Source organism: Streptomyces sp. NPDC028711 (assembly GCF_055565415.1).
Map to the genome: position 1 here is coordinate 763,220 of NZ_JBVHUJ010000002.1, position 19,396 is coordinate 782,615.

A 19,396-nucleotide genomic window follows, 5' to 3' on the forward strand; every position below is an offset into this window, starting at 1 on the left:
GAGGGGCCCGGGCGCGCGGCGGTCGTCCGAGGCGGGCCGGGCGGGGACGCGCCAAGGGCCGGGCAGGGCGGCCGACTTGAGGTCTACGGCGGCGGCCTGCGCTGGGGCGCTCCTGGTGCGGTCACTCCCAGTCTCGCCCTGGGCGCCGGGGCCCGCAAACGCGGTCCGCGCGGGGCGCCGCCCGGGCTCGGCGCGCCGCCACCGGTCTCCTGTCATACTGTGGAAGACGCCTGCTCGGCTCGGTCGTGCCCGCCAACGCACCCTGGGAGAAGGGCAGATGTCGACCGTCACTCTTCCTCAGCTGCGACTGCTCGGCCAGTTCCGTCTGGAGTCCACCGCCGGGCCGGTCGATCTGTGCGGCAACGCGCAGCGGCTCCTCGCCTTCGTGGGGCTGCGCGGGCGCGTCAGTCGCAGCGTCCTCGCCGGGACGCTGTGGCCGGACGTCACCGAGGAGCATGCTCGGGGCAGCCTGCGCACCACCTTGTGGAAGCTGCCGCACGGCGACCGGCCGCTCGTGCGGTGCACCGGGGAGTCCGTGGCGCTCACCGATGCCCTGCGGGTGGACGCCCACGCCATGGCCGAGACGGCGCTCAGCGTCGTGCGCGCGGAGGCTCCGCCCCCACGCGGCCCCGCGCCACCGGTCCTGCTGGGCGGCGGTGAGCTGCTGCCCGGCTGGGACGAGGAGTGGGTGCTCCTCGAGCGTGAGCGGCTGCGTCAGCTGCGGCTGCACGCGCTGGACGCCCTGGCGGACGGGCTGACCCGGCAGGGCAGCCCGGCTCTGGCCCTGGAGGCGGCGCTTGCGAGCGTACGGATCGAGCCGCTCCGGGAGAGCGCGCACCGGGCGGTCGTGGCGGCGCACCTGTCGGAGGGCAATGTGATGGAGGCCGTACGGCACTACCGCGCGTACCGGCTGCTGCTCCGGGACGAGCTGGGCCTGGAGCCGTCCGCTCAGCTCGCCCGGATGATTCCGGCGGCCCACCGATGACGACGCAATGACAAGGCGCTGACGGCACCGGTCTACCCTTTTTCATGGGAAAAAAGGTGCAAAAGCGGCACAGAAGGGGCTATCCATGACGTCGCTTCTCGAATACCGGAGCAACCGGATCGTCGAACTGATGGAGGAGCCCGCCGAGCGCCGCGACGCCGACTGGCTGAAGGAGTCGCTTCAGCAGGCGATGATGCTGGAACTCGCCACCCTTCCCCCGTACTTGTCCGCGATGTGGTCCATCGAGCCCCAGAGCGGGGACGTGTTGAAGGCGTTCAAGCGGATCGTCTTCGACGAGATGTCCCACCTCGGCCTCGCCGGGAACATGCTCACCAGCATCGGCGGAGTCCCTCGCCTCGGCGACGTGCACGCGGTGCCGAAGTACCCCGGTCCGCTGCCCGGCGGCGTACGTCCGTCGCTGACCGTCTTCCTGAGCGGGCTGTCGAAGGAGTCCCTGGATCTGTTCGCGCAGATCGAGGAGCCCGACGACCCGATCGCGGAGGCCCGGTCGCACACCTCCATCGGCGCGTTCTACACCGCGATCCTGGAGGCGTTCCAGGACCACGCGGAGCTGATCACCGGGGCTCACCAGCTCGAACGGGACATGCAGCATCATGGCGCGGGAAACAGCCTCGTGGCACTCAACTCGCTCGCCGATGTCGAGGCGGCCATCGAGGTGATCAAGGAGCAGGGGGAGGGCACCTCCGCCTCGCCGGAGAACCCGCACCCCGGAGTGACCGACGAGCTCGCCCACTTCTACGTCTTCCGGGAGCTCTTCCACGGCCGCAAGCTGGTCAAGGTCGCCGAGAACCCGGACCGGTGGGAGTTCACCGGGGACGTCATCGCGATGCCCGGCACCCGCCCGATGGGCACGGTGCCCGACGGTGGCTGGGGAGCGCCGGGGCAGCCGACCCCCGACGCCGGGACACAGGACCTGCTGGACCAGGGCAACCAGGCGTACAGCCGGATGCTGGACCTGCTGGAGGACGCCTGGCGGGCGAACGACCCGGACACGGCGACCGGCCTCCTCGACGAAGCCGTCTTCAAGATGGTCGGTCTCAAGGGACCGGCTCGGGCCCTGATGCTCCGCGAAGTCCCGGGCGGCGACGGCAAGACCTACGGGCCGGAGTTCCGGTACATCGACGACTAGGACCGACCGGCAGGCCGGCCCGGTGAGGAACGAGTGCCATGAGTGAGCAGGGCTTGGGCTCGGGTGAACGGCCCTTCGAGGTCCCGCCGGATCTGCCTCCGGAGGGCAGCCCTGGCCAGGAACCGGAGAGCTTCCAGGTGGCACCGTACCCGCCGTCGGAGGCGAGCAGGGCGGCGGTGGAACGGGCGAGCGGTCTGAGCGACTTCAGAATCCGCAGCGTGCGGGACGAAGCCGTGGAGGCGCTGTTCGCCGGGGCGAGAAGCCGGCAGCGACCGGGGCAGCCACGTCCCGCCGACCATCTGGTCGGCGTGGGGAACGTCCAGGGGCTCGGCTGGGGGTTGAGCGAGCCGGAGGACGAGGTCGTGCCGGGCACGGAGGTGCTGCGCGTTTACGTGGCGGAGCCGGTGTCGGCCGATACGGCACGGGCACTCGTCGTCGACGGCCTCGGGGTCCGCGCGGCCGGAGACCTACCCCTGCACGTCGTCCACAGCGGGATCATCAGCCTGCAGAACCTCACGCACCGGCAGCGGAAGGCCGGGGGCGGAGTCTCCATCAGCCATCACTCCGGGGTGCAGGGCACTCTGGGGTTCTTCGGCCGGGGCCGCTCCCCGGCGGATGCCGGCAAGATCTTCCTGGTCAGCAACAACCACATCATCGCCAACGTGAACTCTGCCGCCAGCGGTTCCTGCATCGTGCAGCCCTCCGGTGCCGACGGTGGCCGCTGCCCTGACGACCGGATCGCGATACTGGACAAGGTCTACCGCCTCGACCTGACGTTCACGGTCAACAACTACGCCGACTGCGCCCGGGCCTGGTGCTACCCCGATCAGGTGGTGCAGAGCCAGCTCCAGGTGCACATGGTGCCCGGGTTCGGCCCCCAGTTCTACGGCATAGGGAGCGTAGCCCAGGCGGCCACGATGAACATGTGGGTCGGTAAGACCGGCTGCATCACACAGACCACCCACGGAAAGGTCGAGGACACCTACTGGGGCGGCCTGATCAACGGACTGCCCTTCGACGGGCAGATCGCCATCAGGAACCCCGGCTACACCTTCTCCACGCACGGCGATTCGGGTGCGGTCGTCTGGGCCTACGACTCGACCGTCAACCCGGTGGGTCTGCTGGTCGGAGGACACCCCCTCACCCAGATATCCTTCGCCACTCCCATCTCCTGGGTTCTCGACTACCTCGACCTCAACCTGCTCTAGACCCCCCGCTCCTCCGGGTCCAGCGGCAGCGACGTCACCCCGCAGCGCGCCGACAAGACGCGCCCTAGCCCGCCGGGGGAGACAACGGCGAAATGCTCGCCGGGGAGCTCACCGAGGCCGGGCCGTTCGTGCCGTCCGTCACCGGCGCGGACTCCGGCGCCGACTCGGGCGCCGACTTAGGCGCCGACGTCTCCGTCGAGGGTGACGAATCGGGCGGGGACGTGTCGGTCGACGGCGAGGTGTCGGAGGGCGACGTCGGCGGCGAGGACGTCGGCGTCGACGGGGAGGCCGAGGTGGACGGGGACAGCGAGGTCGGCGTCGCCGAGGTCGACGGGGACACGGACGGCAGCGGGGGAGGCGGCGGGGTCGGCTTGTCGTGCCGGCCGGTGTCGCCCGGCTTCCGCGCGAACCAGCCGTCGTCCTCGGGGTCGTACACCACGAAGACGTTCACGACCGTCACGGAAGGTGTCACCACGACCTGCCGGGAGGAGCTGTACCCCTGCCACGGCGTCCCCGTCGTCCGCGGGGCCTTCTGCGGCACCGGGTCGGTCAGCGGATTGCCGCAGGCGCAGCGCACCCGGGGCAGCCCCCGGCCGTCGACGAGCACCGCCGTCCCGGCCTGGAGCACCGCCTGGTACGAGGTGGCCGAGCCGTCCCGGAAGCCGTGGTTCGTCACCCGGGTGTCGACGCGGAGCTGCAGCGGCGTCAGGGAGCGCAGATAGCGCGGTACGTCGCCGGCGGAGACGCCCGCGACCGAGGCGAAGGCCGCGTTCTTCGCGGGCGCGGCCGAGAGGAAGCGCACCTGCTGTTCCACGTCGCAGCTGGCCGCGGACCGCGTCCCGCCGTACAGGCCGGGCGTCGAACCCGACAGCTCGGTCGTCGCCGGAGCGGTACGCGGCGGCAGCGAGGCCGGTGAGGCGGAGGCGTCGCCGTTGCGGGCCGTCGACTTGGTGAACGGGTCGGGGCCCGACGCGGCGGCGTTCTGGAGGAAGACCTCGCCCCCGCCGGACCCGGCGGAGCCGCCGCCGTCGGGGCGGTTGGTGAGGACGACGGCCAGGGCCGCGGCCGCCACCACGACGGCGGTGACCGAGGCGACCTTCGGGACGGAGCGCCACCAGGGGCCCCCGCCGCCGCCGTTGCCGGGAGGCTCCGCACGGCTGCTTCCGCCGCCGCTCCCGCCGGACGGACCGCCGCCGCCCCCGCCTCCCCCCGAACCGCCGTGGGGCGGTCCGGGGGGAGGCGGGGGGCCGGCGGTCCCGGGGCGTGTACTCGGGCCCGACAAGGGGCCTGAGGGGGGACCTGCGGGGGGAACCGACGGGGGGCCGGACGGCGGGTGGGAAGTCACGTTTTTCCCTTTCTTCCGTTCCGCGCCCATTGTGTGCGTCGGGCGGTGCCCTCCCGCAAGCGGAGGAACACCACTGGACGTACGCGGCAGCCCTCCGGTGGACGTACGCGTACGGCAGCTCCACCGTCCGCAAGCGGCCGACCCGCACCGGTACTAGCGTGGTCAGCGTGAGCAGTCAGCTCCCCACCTCCACGCGACCCGCCGCGACCTCCAGCGGGCTCCTCGCCCGCATCTGCCTCCAGGCCCTGGCGGCCGTGGTCGCCGGGTACCTCGCCATGGGCGTCACGGCCGGCCTCGGCCTCTGGGCCGCGGGCGCGGCCGACCTGCCCGGCGGGTTCGCCGCCGTCCTCGCCGCCGTCGTCGTCATGGCCGCGGGCGGCAAGGTCGAACTCTCCGGCGACGCCGGAGCCCTCGCCGGAACCCAGGCCGACCTCACCGCCATGCCGCTCACCGTCACCCTCGTGGGCGCACTCGTCACCGGCTACTGCTTTCTCCGCCCGCTGCGCCACCACGCCGTCACCAGCACCCGTGAACTCCTGCTGCGCGCCGCGGCCACCGTCGTCCTCTGGCTGATCGCGCTCGCGGGGACCTCCGCGCTCGCCCGGCACGACTTCCGGATCACCCTCGGCGGCGGGGAGGAACAGGGCGGCCTCGAGGACCTCTTCGGCGAGCTCCTCGACGCCGTGAACCCCACCGTCGGCTTCCGCACCGATCTCGCGCCCACGCTGTTCTACGGCCTCCTGTGGATCCTGGGCGTGCTCGTCGTCGCGCTCCTCGTCTCCCGCAGGACCCCGTTGCCGCCCCGGCTCGTCCGCTACCAGGAACCCGTCCGGCCCGCGGCCCACGCGATGCTCCAGCTGCTCCTGGCGTACGTGGCCGTCGGCCTGGTCATCGGCCTGGTCGTCGCCGCGACCAGGGGCCACGCCGCCGAGACCCTCGCCGTCCTCCTGCTCGGCCTGCCGAACGTCACCTGGCTCGCCCTCGGCGTCGGCATCGGCGGCTCCTGGGAGGGCCGGGCCGAAGGCCCCTTCGGCCTGCCCATGCCGCAGATCCTCGACGCCGTCCTGCGCGGGGGCGGGGGCACGGGCGACACCCCGGACCTCTCGACCGTCGACCTGAACTCGCTCGCCGCGCGGGACGGGCGCGCCTGGTGGCTGCTCCCCGTCGCCGCCGTCCTGGTGCTCGCCGTCGCGTTCGCCGCGGCGGTCCGCACACCGGCCAGGATCCGGCCGTGGCAGCACGCCGTGCACCTGGGGGTCGCGTTCGCGCTGACCGTGCTGGTCATCGCCCCCCTCACGCTCGTCGAGGCCCGCTTCGGCCTCTCGATCCTCGGCATCGGTGATCTCGGCTCCCTCGGCGGCGAGGTGCTCCTGCGCCCGCACATCTGGAAGACGGTCGGCCTGGCCCTCCTCTGGGGCCTGTTCTTCGGCTTCCTCGGCGGGCTCCTGGCCACCCGGGTCCGCCGCAGGGGCGAGGTCGAGGAATCGCCGCCCCCGCCGCCGTCCCGGCCGTCCTCGCCGCCCCGCGGATAGAGCGAGTCCCTACAGCTCGCGGAAGACCGGCCGCGCCCACGCCGGTGGGTCCGGAGGCGGACCGAGCGGCTCCGGACCCTTCGTCACCACAGGCCCCGGACCGCTCCCGCCGCCGCCCGCGCCCAGCGCACCGCGCAGCTCGGCGACGAACTCCAGGCACGTCCCGTACCGCTCCTCTGGCGTCTTCGCCAGCGCCTTCGCGAACACCGCGTCCGCCGCCTCCGGCAGTCCCGGCCGCACCTCGGAGAGCGGCGGCGGAGGGTCGTACTGCTGCGCCCAGAGCACCGCCCAGTCGGTGTCACGGCGGAACGGCGGCGCCCCCACCAGGGTCTCGAACACCACGCACGCCAGGCTGTACACGTCACAGCGGCCGTCCACCGGCTTCCCGGAGATCTGCTCAGGCGCCACGTAGTCAAGCGTGCCGACGAACTCGCCCACCGTGGTGAAGCCGGTGAGCGACAGCGACTTCTTCGTCAGCCCGAAGTCCGTGAGGTACACATGCTCCGGGTGGTCGCGGTCGGTGCCCTCGGCGACCAGGATGTTGCCGGGCTTCACATCCCGGTGCACCAGGTCGTGCGCGTGCGCCGCGTCCAGGGCCGAGGCCACCTGTACGGCGATCCGCCCCGCCTTCACGGGCGACAGCGGGCCCTCCCGGTCGAGCAGGGCCACCAGGTCCTGCCCCGCCACGTACCGCATGGCGATGTACAGCACGCCCTCCGTCTCGCCCGCCTCGAAGACCGGCACGATGTGGGGGTGGTCGATCGACGCGGCGACCCGCGACTCGTGCGCGAAGCGCTTGCGGAAGGTGTCGTTGCGGGCCAGCTCGGGGGCGAGCAGCTTCAGCGCCACCGTCCGGCCGAGCCGCAGGTCACGGGCCCGGTAGACGACCGCCATGCCGCCGCGCCCGATCTCGCCCTCCACGCGGTAGCCCGCGATCTCCTTGCCGAGGAGCCCCGAGGGCCTGCCTGCCGGGAGGTCGGGGTCGTCGAGCGGTCCGCCGGCCATCAGTCCTCACCGGCCGGGCCGGGCGGCCGTTCCACGACCTGGGTCGGCGGCGGTGGCCCGGCAGCCGCGGACGGGTCGCCGAGGACCACCACCTGGGTCGGCTCGTGCCCGGGGGGCGGGGGACCGGCCTCTTCGCGACCGTGCTCCCGGGGCCGCGCGGACGCGTCGCCCTGCTCATCGGGGCGTGCGTGGCCGTGCTCGTCGGGCCGTGCGCCACCGGGCTGCTCAGGCCGCGCTTCGGCGCGTTCCCCGGGGCGCGCGGCCGCGCCGACGGGGGAGGCGGGGGAGGCGGGGGAGGCGGCGGCGAGCGAGGGCGCGGCCGAAGCGGCGTACGTACTGAGCCCCACCCCGTCGCAGTACACCCAGCGCTCGTGCTCCGCGTCGTACAGCCACACCGACTCGCCGTCGACGACCATGCCCACCCGCAGGCCGCGCGTCCGCAGCCGGAAGTGCTCGCCGTCGAGGCGCCCCGACCCCAGTTCCTCCGCTGCCCGCCGGTAGCGGCCGAGCGCGTCCTCGGCGCGGGCGATCAGCGGGCGAGGATCGGCGGTCCTGGTGAGCGGGCCGCCCGCCGCCGGAGGGTCTTCGGGGACGCTGACGAGCAGCCGCGCGTCGACCCACGCCGTCCAGCCGTTGGAGCACAGGACCCGCCCCCAGTCACCGGCCCGCTCCTCCAGACGCACCGGCAGGAACGCGTCGAGCGGCACCGTGGGCAGCGCCGGGTCCGGCGCCTCCCACGCGGCGAGCCCGTCACGCGGCACGACGTGGGTGGGCCGGAAGTCCGGCACGAACTCGGGTACGGGAACGGTCACGGACCTACCTCCGCATCACGACCGGCTCGTGGCGGCGCAACAGCCGGGCCACGACCAGCCCGAGGACGAGACAGAGCAGCACCATCATGCCCATGTCGAACAGCCAGGCCTCCGCCGTGTGACGCATCAGCGGATCCGTCGTCTTGTCGCTCGGCGCGACCTTCCCGATGTCGATCGTCGCGCCCATCGCCGCGAACGCCCAGCGCGAGGGCACCAGCCACGCCAGCTGCTCCAGGACCAGGGTGCCCCGTACGGTCAGGAGCGCCCCGCAGAACACCACCTGCACGATCGCGAGGAGGACGAGCAGCGGCATCGTCACCTCCTCCTTGCGGACGAGTGCCGAGACGAGCAGACCGAGCATCATCGCCGTGAACGAGAGCAGCGCGACGGCGAGCGTGATCTCGACGAGCGGGGGCAGCAGGACGCCCTTGCCGCCGGGCACGTTCAGCGGCACGCCGATCAGGGCCACCAGGGTCAGGACGACCGCCTGCACCACCGTGATCAGGCCGAGGACGACCATCTTCGAGGCGAGGTACGCGGAGCGGGACAGGCCCACGGCTCTCTCGCGCCGGTAGATGGTGCGCTCCTTGACCAGTTCGCGCACGGCGTTCGCCGCGCCCGTGAGGACGCCGCCGACACAGAGGATGAGCAGGACGTTCAGCGTCGACTCGGGGTTGAGACTTCCCTCCGACAGGGCCCGCGCCATCGCGCCCATCACGAACGGCAAGGCGACCATGATGGCGAGGAAGGTGCGGTCGGCGGCGAGTGCCGCCGCGTACCGGCGTACGAGCGTCCGCAGCTGGGAGCCCCAGCTCTGCGCCTTCGGCGGCGGGGCCGGCTCCGGCGCGGGCTGCGCGGAGGCGCCGGCGGGGACGGGGACGTTCGGGCGGGCCGTCGCTTCCGCGGTGTACCGGCGGTGGAAGCGCGAGGACCGGTACTGTCCGGCCCAGTCGCGGTCCCGGTCGTTCTCGAAGGCCTCGAAGGCCTCCGGCCACTCCGCGAAACCGAAGAAGCCGAGAGCCTCCCCGGGCGGCCCGTAGTAGGCGACCCTTCCGCCCGGCGCGAGCACGAGCAGCCGGTCGCACACGTCAAGACTGAGCACGCTGTGCGTGACCACGACGACCGTACGCCCGTCGTCCGCGAGCCCGCGCAGCATGTGCATCACGGACCGGTCCATGCCCGGGTCGAGACCGGAGGTCGGCTCGTCGAGGAAGAGCAGCGACGGCTTGGTGAGGAGTTCGAGGGCGACGCTGACCCGCTTGCGCTGGCCGCCGGAGAGACTGTGGATCGGCTGCCGCGCGCGCTCCACCAGACCCAGCTCGCGGATCACCTCGTCCACCCGGGCCCGGCGCTCGGCCGGCACGGTGTCCTCGGGGAAGCGGAGCTCGGCGGCGTAACCGAGGGCCCGTCGCACGGTGAGCTGGAGGTGCAGGATGTCGTCCTGCGGGACGAGCCCGATGCGCTGGCGCAGTTCGGCGTAGTCCCGGTACAGGTCACGGCCGTCGTAGAACACCGTGCCCCGGTCGGCGGGGCGCTGGCCGGTGAGCGCGCCGAGGAGCGTCGACTTCCCGGAGCCGGACGGCCCCACGACCCCGAGCAGACACTTCTGACCCACCGGGAACGACACCTCGTCGAGGAGCGTCTTGCGGCCGTGGTCGACGGTGACGGCGAGCGACTGGACGTCGAGGGAGACCTCGCCGGTGTCGGTGAACTCGACGAGCTGCCCGCCGATCAGGCAGAACGCGCAGTGGCCGATGCCGACGATGTCCTCCGGTGTGACCCGGGCGTCGACGACCGGAGCGCCGTTGAGGAAGGTGCCGTTGTGACTGCCGAGGTCGTGGATCCAGTAGGTGCCGTCGGGATGGGCGCGGAGCTCGGCGTGCCGCCGGGAGACGATGAGGTCGGGGACGACGACGTCGTTCTCGGGGGCGCGGCCGATCCGGATGCTGTGGGCGGGCAGCGGCCGCACGGAGGTCGGTTGCCGGAAGGTGCCGGTGGCGGCGGGATACGAGACGGAGGGGGGCCGCGGGGTCCCGGAGGGGGGCAGGCGGTCGGGGGCGGCGGCGTCCGGGGTTACGGGGGCGGGTCCGGGGTCCGGCCGGGCGTCCGGTGGGGGCTGACCTTGAGGCTGAAGCTCTGTGTGGGGCTCCGCCTGAGGCTGAGGCTGAGGTTCCGGCCGGGGGAGCGGGGGCTCGGGCCGGGACGGCGGGGGTTCCGGTACGGCCAGGGGGACCGGGACGACAGGCGATTCGGGGACGGCGGGCGGTTCCGGGACGGGCTGGGGTTCCGGTGCGGCGGGCGGCTCGGGCCGGACCGGAGGTTCCGCAAGGGGCGGGGGTTCCGGGCTCGAAGGGGCGGCCGGGGGTTCGGCACGGCCTGCCGGGCCGGTGTCCGCCGGGCCCGCGCCTTCCTCCCGGTCCGTTCGAGCCACCGCGGAGAACACCGCGCGCGGTCCCTCCTCCGGATGTCCGAACCGTACGACCGTCCCGGGGCCCACCTCCCGCCGCCCGGCCATCCGCAGGCCGTCCGCGTAGGTGCCGTTCGTACTGCCCTCGTCCACCAGGGTCCAATGGCCGTCCGCGGCGCTCAGCACCGCGTGGTGCCAGGACGCCCGCGCGTCCGAGAGCACGATGTCGCTGGTGGGGTCCCGACCGACGCGGTAGACGCGGTGCGGGTCCATGCGGGTCGCGTCCCCTTCGATCTCGAGGACCAGATCTGGCGCCGCGGGCGCGACGGGTCGCTCTCCCATGGCTGAATTTTATCCGCCGGTGCTCGTCCGTGCCCGGGATGAGGGCGCCGGTAGGGTGGGCGTCCGCCGCAGGACGCGGCCCCGACGAAGGAGGAAGTGCCCGTGCCGAAAGGTGTCACCAGGAGGCGGCCCCGTACCCGCGCGGCGCTCCTGAAGGCCGCCCTGGAGACCTTCGCGGAGCACGGATTCCACGCGACGACGATCGAGCAGATCTGCGAGCGCGCCGGTTTCACGCGGGGCGCGTACTACTCGAACTTCGCCAGCAAGGAGGAGCTCTTCCTCGCCCTGTTCGACGAGCACAGCGACCGGACCGTGCGGCGCCTTGCCGAGTCGATCGACGCGCTGTCGGCGGAGGAGTACACCCTGAGCCGGCTCGCGGAGCTCGCCGCCCGCGTCGAACCGGACGAGCGCGACTGGTACCTGGTCACCACCGAGTTCACCCTGCACGCCATCCGCGACCCGCAGGCCGCCTGGGTCCTCGCGCGCCACGACGAGCGGCTGCGGGCCGAGATCGCGCGCGGCATCACCCTCGTCCTGCGCCGCGCGGGGCGCGAACTGACCGTGGACGCCGACCGGTTCGCCCGGCTCCTCATCGCCCTGCGCGAGGGCGGCCTCGCGCAGAGCTACGTGGAACCGGACGTCCTGCCGCCCGGCAGTCTGGAACGGCAGTTCCTCGCCCCGCTCCTGGAGGCGTCGACGCGGCCGATCCCCGGAACCGAAGGTCAGTCGAAGAGGTCCGGGTCCGACGCGGTGATCTGATCCCAGAGCGGACGCGCCTGGAACCAGCCGGCCAGGTGACCGCCGACCTGGCCCCGGGTGAGCAGTGCCGTCTCGCGGTCGATGAGCTGCGGGGTGCCCGCCGCCATCGCGAGGAGCTGCGCCTGGCAGGAGCGCTCCATCGTGACGAACCACCAGACGGCTTCGGCGACGGAGTGGCCGACCGTGAGGAGCCCGTGGTTCTTGAGGATGACCGCCTTGTGGTCGCCGAGGGCCTTGGCGACCCGCTCGCCCTCGTCGGTCTCGTTCACCACGCCCCGGTAGTCGTCGTAGATCCCGTGGTCCTCGAAGAACGCGCAGGCGTCCTGGGTGATCGGGTCGAGCGGGATGCCGAGGCTGGAGAACGCCTTGCCGTGCAGGGAGTGGGAGTGCGCGGCGGCGATCGCGTCGGGCCGGGCGGCGTGGACCCGGGAGTGGATGACGAAGGCGGCCCGGTTCACGGGCCGGCGCCCCTCCAGGACCGTCCCCTCGTGGTCGACCAGGATCAGGTCGGAGGCCTTGATCTGACCGAAGCTCATCCCGAACGGGTTGACCCAGAAGGCGTTCGGGTCGCCGGGGTCGCGGACGGTGATGTGACCGGCGACGCCTTCGGAGAAGCCGAACCTTCCGAAGATGCGGAACCCGGCCGCGAGTTGCTCCTTGCGGTACCGGCGCTCCTCCTCGACGGAGCCGAAGGTGGGCGGCAGCGGCAGGACGACCCCGTCGGGCAACGGCCCGACGACGGCGGCGAGCGCGGGAGGCACGGTGCTCATGGCGGCTCCTCGGTGAGCGGGTGGGGCGGCGCCAAAAGATACAGGCGCGTATCCGATACGACAACGGATCACGGCCGCCGAAGAATTCGGCGCGGTCGGCCGGCGCGCCGTACCGAGCCAGGTCTGCCCGACCGGCTCAGACGGCCGCCGCACCGAACCGGGCCACACGCCGCCCAGAACCGGCTCAGACGGCCGGCGCGCCGAACCGGGCCAGGTAGTGCCAGACCTTCTTCACGTCCTGCGGGTCGTACCGCCCCGAACCCGCCGCCTCCTGCACGATCCGGGGATCGAGCCACCCGTCGACGGCGAGCAGCGCGCCGAGCTCCACGTACTCCGGGCCCCGGAAGCCCGGGTGTCGCCGCAGCTCGGCGACGGAGAGCCGGAACCCGCCGTGCCACTCGACGGGGCACGGCAGCCGCGCGGCCGCCGCCTCCACCTCCGTCCCCCGGTGGCTCGGGTCGAGCACCAGCGCCTCCACATCCCGTGCGATGGCCACCGGGCCGTGGATCTGCGCCTCGATGTAGTCGTCGATCGGGTCGGCGTCGTCGGCCTCGGCGAGGGCGATCAGGCCCATGCGGGACGCCACGCCGAAGTCGGTGGGCTCCAGGAAGCTGTCCGGGTAGCAGAAGGTCGCCCGCTCCAGGGCGGCGGCCGTCAGTCGCAGATGGGCGGAGCCGAAGCGGGGAGCGGCGCCGAAGGGGCGGCGGCGGAAGTTCAGGGCGCCGTAGACCGGGCGCGCGTACGCGGGGGCCTCGTCGTACACCCCGCCGAAGATGCGGCTCTCCCAGCGCCAGCGGTCCCCGCCGGGGTGCGCGGTGAGGCCGCCGTTGCCGGTGCCGGTGACGAACTGCGAGCGGTAGACGCCCTCGTCCGCGAGCCGGTGGAGGAAGTGCGGATGGAAGTTGAGGGTCACCCGCAGGGAGGGGTCGAGCGGGTCCCCGGCGGAACGGTCGGCCACGTGGGCGAGGGCTTTCCGGGCGTGGGCGTGGGCGGCGTCGAGCGGCGTCATCCGGGCAGTGTGCCGGAGCGGCCGGGGTTGCGGCCCGGGGTTTTCGGTGGCTACGGTCGGCGCCGGGCGGAAAGCGCTTGCCGTCCCGCTGCTCCGCCCCGACCGGCCCTCCCCTGGAGTCCACCGCGTGCCCACCGCAGACGTCCTGATCTACACCCGCACCGCGGGCTATCGCCACGACTCGATCCCCGACGCCGCCGCCGCGCTCACGGAGCTTGCCCATGACCTCGGGCGTTCGGCCGAGGTCACCGAGGACCCGGACGTCTTCACCCCGGGGAGCCTCGCCGGCCGCGCCGCCGTCGTCCTGCTGTCCACGACCGGGAACGTCCTGACGCCCGAGGGGCGCGTCGCCTTCGAGGCGTACCTGAGGGGCGGCGGGGCCCTCCTCGCCGTCCACGCGGCGGCGAACGCCGAGCCGGACTGGCCCTTCTACGGCGAACTGCTCGGCACCCGCTTCGACGGCCACCCCGAGATCCAGCCGGGCCTCGTCCTCGTCGACGACCGCGACCACCCCGCGACCGCCCCGCTCCCGGCCCGCTGGGACTGGACCGACGAGTGGTACAACTTCACCTCCGACCTGCGGGGAACCGGGGCGACGCCGCCGGGCACCGGGGCCGTACGGGTCCTCGCCCGGGCCGACGAGTCGACGTACCGGGGCGGCACCCACGGCGAGGACCACCCGCTCGTCTGGTGCCGGGAGGTGGACCGGGGGCGCGTCTTCTTCACCGCCCTGGGCCACGCCTCGGAGACGTACCGCGACCCCGTCTTCCGCGCCCACCTCTCCGGCGCGCTGTCCTGGCTGACCGCCTGACACGCGACCGCGTTCCCTCGGCCCCACGGCCCCCGCCCCGGGTCACCCCACCGCCCCGCCCCTGTTGCGTTCCGCCGTGCTTGGCGGAAGGTTGCAGACGGGGGCCGATGGCAGGAGGAGACACGTCATGGGCATCGCCACCGTGAACCCCGCGACCGGCGAGACGCTGCGGACCTACGAGGCCCACGGGCCCGAGGAGGTCGAGCGGCGGATCACCGCCGCCCACGAGGCGTACCGCCAGTACCGCACCACCTCCTTCGCCGAGCGCGCCCGCCTCATGCGCGCCGCCGCGGCCCTCCTGGACGAGGACACCGAGGACATCGCCCGCACCATCACCGTCGAGATGGGCAAGCCGATCGCCGCCGCCCGCGCGGAGGCCGGCAAGTGCGCCAAGGCCATGCGCTGGTACGCGGCCAACGCCGAGGAACTCCTCGCCGACGAGCACCCGGCCGAGAGCGACGTCCAGGACTCCGGCGCGGACGTGGCCCGCATCCACTACCGGCCCCTCGGCCCGATCCTCGCCGTCATGCCGTGGAACTTTCCGCTCTGGCAGGTGATGCGCTTCGCCGCGCCCGCCCTCATGGCCGGCAACACCGGCCTCCTCAAGCACGCCTCCAACGTGCCGCAGACCGCCCTCTACCTGGGCGACCTCTTCCGCCGCGCCGGATACCCCGAGGGCTGCTTCCAGACCCTCCTCATCGGCTCCCGCGACGTCGAGGCCGTGCTGCGGGACCCCCGGGTGGTCGCCGCCACCCTCACCGGCAGCGAACCGGCAGGCCGTGCCGTCGCCTCCGTCGCGGGCGACGAGGTGAAGAAGACCGTCCTGGAACTCGGCGGCAGCGACCCGTACATCGTCATGCCCTCCGCCGACATCGTCGGTGCCGTGAAGACCGCCGTCACGGCGCGCGTACAGAACAACGGCCAGTCCTGCATCGCCGCCAAACGGTTCATCGTCCACCGGGACGTGTACGACGACTTCTCCGAGCGGTTCACGGCCGCCATGAACGCCCTGACCGTCGGCGACCCCCTCGACGAGTCCACCGACGTCGGCCCCCTCGCCACCGAGCGGGGCAGGACCGACCTGGAGGACCTCGTCGACGACGCGGTACGGCGCGGCGCCACCGTCCTGTGCGGCGGCCACCGCCCCGAGTTCCCCGCCCTCGCGAACGGCTGGTACTACCGGCCCACCGTCCTCACCGGCATCACCCCGCAGATGCGGATCCACCGGGAGGAGGCCTTCGGCCCGGTCGCGACCGTCTACCCCGTCAACGACATCGAGGAGGCCGTGACCGTCGCCAACGACTCACCCTTCGGCCTCAGCTCCAACGTCTGGACCCGCTCCCCGGAGGACCTCGCCTTCTTCGTCCGGGACCTGGAGGCCGGCGGCGTCTTCGTCAACGGCATGACCGCCTCGCACCCGGCGCTGCCCTTCGGCGGGGTCAAGCGCTCCGGATACGGACGCGAGCTCGCCGGCCACGGCATCCGCGAGTTCTGCAACGCGACCACCGTCTGGCAGCGCGCCTGATCCCGGCAGCGCGCCTGATTCCGGCGGCGGGCTTGATCCCGGCGGCGCGCCTGATCCCGGCGGCGGGGCCCGTCGGGGGCTCAGGCCCGCGTCCACTCCAACAGCCGTTCCGCCGGCCAGGTGTTGATCACCCGGTCCACCGGCACACCGCACTCCTCGGCCCGCGCGCAGCCCAGGATCTGCCACTCCAGCTGGCCCGGCGCGTGCGCGTCCGTGTCCACCGCGAAGTACGTGCCCGCCGCCACCGCGAGCCGCAGCAGCCGGCGCGGCGGATCCAGCCGCTCCGGGCGGCTGTTGATCTCGACGGCCGTCCCCGCCTCCGCGCACGCGGCGAACACCCGCTCCGCGTCGAACTCGGACTCGGGCCGCGGCCGCCCGCCCGCCACAAGACGGCCCGTGCAGTGCCCGAGCACATCCATCAGCGGGTTGCGCACCGCCCGTTCGAGACGCCGGGTCATCGGCCTCGCGTCCATCCGGAGCTTCGAGTGCACGGAGGCGACCACCAGGTCCAGGCGGTCGAGCAGCTCGGGCTCCTGGTCGAGCGAACCGTCCTCCAGGATGTCGCACTCGATGCCGGTCAGCAGACGGAACGGCGCCCACTCCTCGTTCAGCCGGGCCACCACGTCCAGTTGCTCCCGCAGCCGCTCCGGCGAAAGACCCCGCGCCACCGTGAGCCGGGGCGAGTGGTCGGTGAGCACGGCCCACTCGTGGCCGAGCGCCGCCGCCGCACGGCCCATGTCCTCGATCGTGGCGCCGCCGTCCGACCAGTCCGAGTGGAGGTGGCAGTCGCCGCGCAGCGCGGCCCGCAGCGCGTCACCCCCGGCCGCCGGGTCCCCGGACGCCAGCGCCTCCTGGAGCTCCGTCTCCAGCCGGGCCAGATACCCGGGCACCTCCCCGGCCAGCGCCTCCCGCACCACTGCGGCCGTCTTCGGCCCGAGCCCCTTCACCGACTCCAGGGTGCCCGCCTCCGCCCGCCGTGCCGCCTCGCCCTCGGGGAGGGCGGCGACCGCGTCGGCGGCCGTACGGAAGGCCTTCGCCCGGTAGCCCGGCGCCTGGGCACGTTCCAGGAGGTAGGCGATCCGGTTCAGCGCGGCCACGGGATCCATGACGTACCTCCTCAGGCACCGTTCGGAGCGGAGTCGGCCGGCACCTGCACCGGCCCGATCTCGCACCACACCGCCTTGCCCTCGCCGCGCGGTTCGACGCCCCACCGGGAGGCGAGCGCGTCGAGCAGCAGCAGCCCCCGCCCCGAGGTGGCGGCCTCCCCGGGGGTACGCCGCCGGGGCCAGGCGCTCGACCGGTCCTGCACCGAGAGCCGTACCCGCCGGACCGGTTCGGGCAGCACTTCGAGGGTGAGGACCGCACCGCCCTCCGTGTGCAGCAGCACGTTGACCAGCAGCTCACCCGTCATCAGTTCGGCGTCGTCGGCCAGTTCCGGCATGCCCCAGTCCCGCAGCGCCTGCCCGACCGCCGCACGCGCGTCCGAGAGGCCCTGCGGATCGGCCTGGTGGATGTACTGGTGGATGCGCGGCGCCTTCGGCGTACCCGGGTCCGGGCTCCGGCGCAGCACGAGGAGCGCCACGTCGTCACCCGAGCCCCAGCGCTCCCACAGCCGCTCGGAGAGGTGGTCGGCGAGCGCCTCCGCCTGCGGCGGGCCGCTCCTGATCGCCTCCGAGAGCGCGGCGAGACCGGTCTCGATGTCGGAACCCGGCTGCTCGACGAGACCGTCCGTGCACAGCACGAGCGTCTCCCCGGGCACGAGGTCGAGCCGGGTCTCCGGGAACTCCTCGTCCCCGAAGACCGTCGCGAGCCCCAGCGGCATCCCGCCCCGAAGCTTGGGCTGTCCGACACGGCCGTCGATGTGCCGGATCATCGGCCCCAGATGCCCGGCCCGCACCGCGCGCAGCGTGCCGCTCCCGAGATCCACCTGGGCGTACGTGCAGGTGGCGAAGCGGTTGGTGTCCAGTTCGGCGAGGAACCGGGAGGCCCTGGCCAGGACCGTCGACGGGGCGTGCCCCTCGCCCGCGTACGCGCGCAGGGCGATCCGCAGCTGGCCCATGATGGCGGCGGCGTGGGTGTCGTGTCCCTGCACGTCGCCCACCACGATCCCGACCCTGCCCCGGGGCAGCGGGATCACGTCGTACCAGTCGCCGCCGACCTGCCGGCCGCTCCACGCCGCGTGGTAGCGGACGGCGATCTCACCGCCCGTGATCTGCGGGATGCGGCGGGGCAGCATCGTCGCCTGGAGCCCCGTCGCGAGCTCCCGCTCCTCGTCGAAGAGGATCGCCCGCTGGAGCGACTGGGCGACGATCGCGGCGAGACCGAGCGCGAGGTTGCGCTCGTCGGCGTTGAACGAGGTACGGCCCCGGTAGAACAGTGCCATCCCGCCCAGGGGCCGCGCCTGCGCCACAAGCGGCAGATAGCAGGCGGCGCGGAAGCGCAGACGCCCGAGATAGGGGGCGAGCTCGGGGAAGTCCCGCCCCAGCGACTCGAACGAGGAGACGAAGCGTGGCCGCCCGCTCAGTACGGCCTCCGCCAGCGGGAGTTCCCGGTCCAGGCGGCGGACACGGAGGTCGTTGAGCACGTCGAGGGACTCGCCGCTGAGCGCGATGATGTTGAGCGAGCCGTTCTCGACGAGTCCGAGCGCGAGCCCGTCCGCGCCGAGCCGGGCGAGACCGCCGGCGCCGGTCAGCGCGGCCGTCACGTCGTCCACCGTCACCGCGCGCGACAGGGCGTTCGTCGTCCGCTCGACGATGCTCGTCTGGAGCTCACGCCGCTTCTCCAGCTCCTGGACGAAGGCGAAACGGGTCACCTCGGCGGTCGTGTCCCGCACGATGCCGACGATCCGCCGGGCCCATCCGTCGGGCGAGCGCAGGATCCGCGCCTGCACATGCGTCCAATGGGGTGGCCCGTCGGCCTGCGGAATGGGGAAGTGCGCGGTGTACGAGACCTCCCCGCCGCGCACGGCCTGCCGTACGACGTCCTCCAGCTTGGCCCGCTCGTCGGGGGCGAGGCGCTCGACCAGCGTCGCCGGCCTGCCGTCGTGGGCGTCCGGGGTCAGCCCGAAGATCAGCAGCCCGGACTCGTCGACATCGATGGTGCCCGTGTCGAGATCCCAGTCGAAGCTGCCGGTCCGGTTCATGGCGAGCCACTCGGCGGGCCCGATCTCGCCATTGCGCTCATGCCGGTCGTCATCGGTCATCGCCCCCATTGTCGAACCAGCACCCCGCCGACGCCATGGCGATGACACGGCGTGGCGCGAGTTCGCCCCGGGGGAGAGGGGACCGCGGGGCGGAGGGGGTGGACGGGGCGGGTGGTGCGGGTGAGGTGGCAGGCCGCGGGGGGCGCAGGCGGGCCGGGCCTCTCCTGGAGGCGGTACGGCGGTACGGGAGGGCCCGCCCCTGCCGCCGAGTCCCGGCGCCCCACCCAGGGCTCCGCGGCGCCCCTCCCGTGGCCCCCGGCGACCGCCCCGGATGCGCTCCCGGTGGCCGGACACGAGAATGGCCAGTGCTGGAAGAACAAGGAGGCGGCATGAACGCTGAGCCCGACAAGACGTCCCTGGGGGACTTCCCGACGCCCGACCGGCTGCTGCACGCCGGTTCGGAGGGCGAGTTCACGGCCGAGGACCTGGTCCTCGCCTCCGGCCGTGACGTGAATCCGAAGAATCTCGCCTGGGCGGAACGCCGCATGGCGGAGAAGGGTCGCGCCTCCATGGACGAGCTCCTGCCGTAGACCG

16 protein-coding genes are annotated in these 19,396 nt (G+C 73.3%); 8 read left to right on the forward strand and 8 right to left on the reverse strand.

The features are described 5' to 3' along the window. The first annotated feature begins 277 nt into the window (after positions 1–277). From ACZ4VK_RS09205 to ACZ4VK_RS09215, 3 genes are all read left to right on the forward strand, one after another. Positions 278–985 (forward strand): AfsR/SARP family transcriptional regulator, encoded by a 708-nt coding sequence (locus ACZ4VK_RS09205; RefSeq protein WP_468350108.1) that lies wholly within the window; start codon positions 278–280, stop codon positions 983–985. Between the two features lie 85 nt (positions 986–1,070). Beyond that, the gene (locus ACZ4VK_RS09210) at positions 1,071–2,135 is read left to right on the forward strand and encodes a ferritin-like domain-containing protein (RefSeq protein ID WP_468350110.1); all 1,065 of its coding nucleotides are present in this window, start codon (positions 1,071–1,073) and stop codon (positions 2,133–2,135) included. Between the two features lie 38 nt (positions 2,136–2,173). Then, positions 2,174–3,343: a hypothetical protein gene (locus ACZ4VK_RS09215; protein ID WP_468350112.1), complete on the forward strand. Its 1,170-nt coding sequence runs from the start codon at positions 2,174–2,176 to the stop codon at positions 3,341–3,343. A gap of 64 nt (positions 3,344–3,407) precedes the next feature. Here the strand turns inward: ACZ4VK_RS09215 and ACZ4VK_RS09220 are convergent, their stop codons facing one another. Next, positions 3,408–4,688 carry a DUF6777 domain-containing protein gene (locus ACZ4VK_RS09220; protein ID WP_468350114.1) on the reverse strand — a complete coding sequence of 427 codons (1,281 nt, stop codon included), beginning with the start codon at positions 4,686–4,688 and terminating at the stop codon, positions 3,408–3,410. 158 nt (positions 4,689–4,846) lie between these two features. On the opposite strand from ACZ4VK_RS09220, the gene ACZ4VK_RS09225 reads away from it, so the two are divergent. After that, positions 4,847–6,220, forward strand: coding sequence for a streptophobe family protein (locus ACZ4VK_RS09225; protein WP_468350115.1), 1,374 nt, complete (start codon positions 4,847–4,849; stop codon positions 6,218–6,220). Between the two features lie 9 nt (positions 6,221–6,229). Here ACZ4VK_RS09225 and ACZ4VK_RS09230 read toward each other — a convergent pair whose 3' ends face one another. From ACZ4VK_RS09230 to ACZ4VK_RS09240, 3 genes are read right to left on the reverse strand one after another with little or no spacing between them, the layout of a single operon-like run. Further along, the gene (locus ACZ4VK_RS09230) at positions 6,230–7,225 is read right to left on the reverse strand and encodes a serine/threonine-protein kinase (protein ID WP_468350117.1); all 996 of its coding nucleotides are present in this window, start codon (positions 7,223–7,225) and stop codon (positions 6,230–6,232) included. Continuing rightward, positions 7,225–8,037 carry an SH3 domain-containing protein gene (locus ACZ4VK_RS09235; RefSeq protein ID WP_468350119.1) on the reverse strand — a complete coding sequence of 271 codons (813 nt, stop codon included), beginning with the start codon at positions 8,035–8,037 and terminating at the stop codon, positions 7,225–7,227. The genes ACZ4VK_RS09230 and ACZ4VK_RS09235 overlap by 1 nt, the downstream gene beginning before the upstream one ends. A 4-nt stretch (positions 8,038–8,041) precedes the next feature. Continuing rightward, positions 8,042–10,786: an FHA domain-containing protein gene (locus ACZ4VK_RS09240; RefSeq protein ID WP_468350121.1), complete on the reverse strand. Its 2,745-nt coding sequence runs from the start codon at positions 10,784–10,786 to the stop codon at positions 8,042–8,044. Between the two features lie 102 nt (positions 10,787–10,888). Here ACZ4VK_RS09240 and ACZ4VK_RS09245 point away from each other — a divergent pair, with 102 nt between their 5' ends. Beyond that, positions 10,889–11,545 carry a TetR/AcrR family transcriptional regulator gene (locus tag ACZ4VK_RS09245; protein WP_468350123.1) on the forward strand — a complete coding sequence of 219 codons (657 nt, stop codon included), beginning with the start codon at positions 10,889–10,891 and terminating at the stop codon, positions 11,543–11,545. On the opposite strand, the gene ACZ4VK_RS09250 is transcribed toward ACZ4VK_RS09245, so the two are convergent. Both ACZ4VK_RS09250 and ACZ4VK_RS09255 read right to left on the reverse strand, forming a co-directional pair. Continuing rightward, positions 11,509–12,315 (reverse strand): class II aldolase/adducin family protein, encoded by an 807-nt coding sequence (locus ACZ4VK_RS09250; protein WP_468350125.1) that lies wholly within the window; start codon positions 12,313–12,315, stop codon positions 11,509–11,511. The two genes, ACZ4VK_RS09245 and ACZ4VK_RS09250, sit on opposite strands and share 37 nt — an antisense overlap. Before the next feature lie 184 nt (positions 12,316–12,499). Continuing rightward, positions 12,500–13,324: a DUF3626 domain-containing protein gene (locus tag ACZ4VK_RS09255; protein ID WP_468350127.1), complete on the reverse strand. Its 825-nt coding sequence runs from the start codon at positions 13,322–13,324 to the stop codon at positions 12,500–12,502. Positions 13,325–13,451: 127 nt separating this feature from the next. Between ACZ4VK_RS09255 and ACZ4VK_RS09260 the strand changes: the two genes are divergently transcribed. Both ACZ4VK_RS09260 and ACZ4VK_RS09265 read left to right on the forward strand, forming a co-directional pair. Then, positions 13,452–14,135, forward strand: coding sequence for a ThuA domain-containing protein (locus tag ACZ4VK_RS09260; protein WP_468350129.1), 684 nt, complete (start codon positions 13,452–13,454; stop codon positions 14,133–14,135). A gap of 127 nt (positions 14,136–14,262) precedes the next feature. After that, a complete protein-coding gene (locus ACZ4VK_RS09265; protein WP_468350130.1) occupies positions 14,263–15,660 on the forward strand; it encodes an NADP-dependent succinic semialdehyde dehydrogenase in 1,398 nt (465 codons plus the stop codon). Between the two features lie 80 nt (positions 15,661–15,740). Here ACZ4VK_RS09265 and ACZ4VK_RS09270 read toward each other — a convergent pair whose 3' ends face one another. Both ACZ4VK_RS09270 and ACZ4VK_RS09275 read right to left on the reverse strand, forming a co-directional pair. Then, complete coding sequence (locus ACZ4VK_RS09270) at positions 15,741–16,766, reverse strand: PHP domain-containing protein (protein ID WP_468350132.1); 1,026 nt, start codon at positions 16,764–16,766, stop codon at positions 15,741–15,743. Positions 16,767–16,777: 11 nt separating this feature from the next. Then, positions 16,778–18,862, reverse strand: a complete 2,085-nt coding sequence (locus tag ACZ4VK_RS09275) for a SpoIIE family protein phosphatase (RefSeq protein WP_468350134.1) — start codon at positions 18,860–18,862, stop codon at positions 16,778–16,780. 329 nt (positions 18,863–19,191) lie between these two features. Here ACZ4VK_RS09275 and ACZ4VK_RS09280 point away from each other — a divergent pair, with 329 nt between their 5' ends. Continuing rightward, the gene (locus tag ACZ4VK_RS09280; RefSeq protein WP_317874403.1) at positions 19,192–19,392 is read left to right on the forward strand and encodes a hypothetical protein; all 201 of its coding nucleotides are present in this window, start codon (positions 19,192–19,194) and stop codon (positions 19,390–19,392) included. The last annotated feature ends 4 nt before the right edge of the window (positions 19,393–19,396 follow it).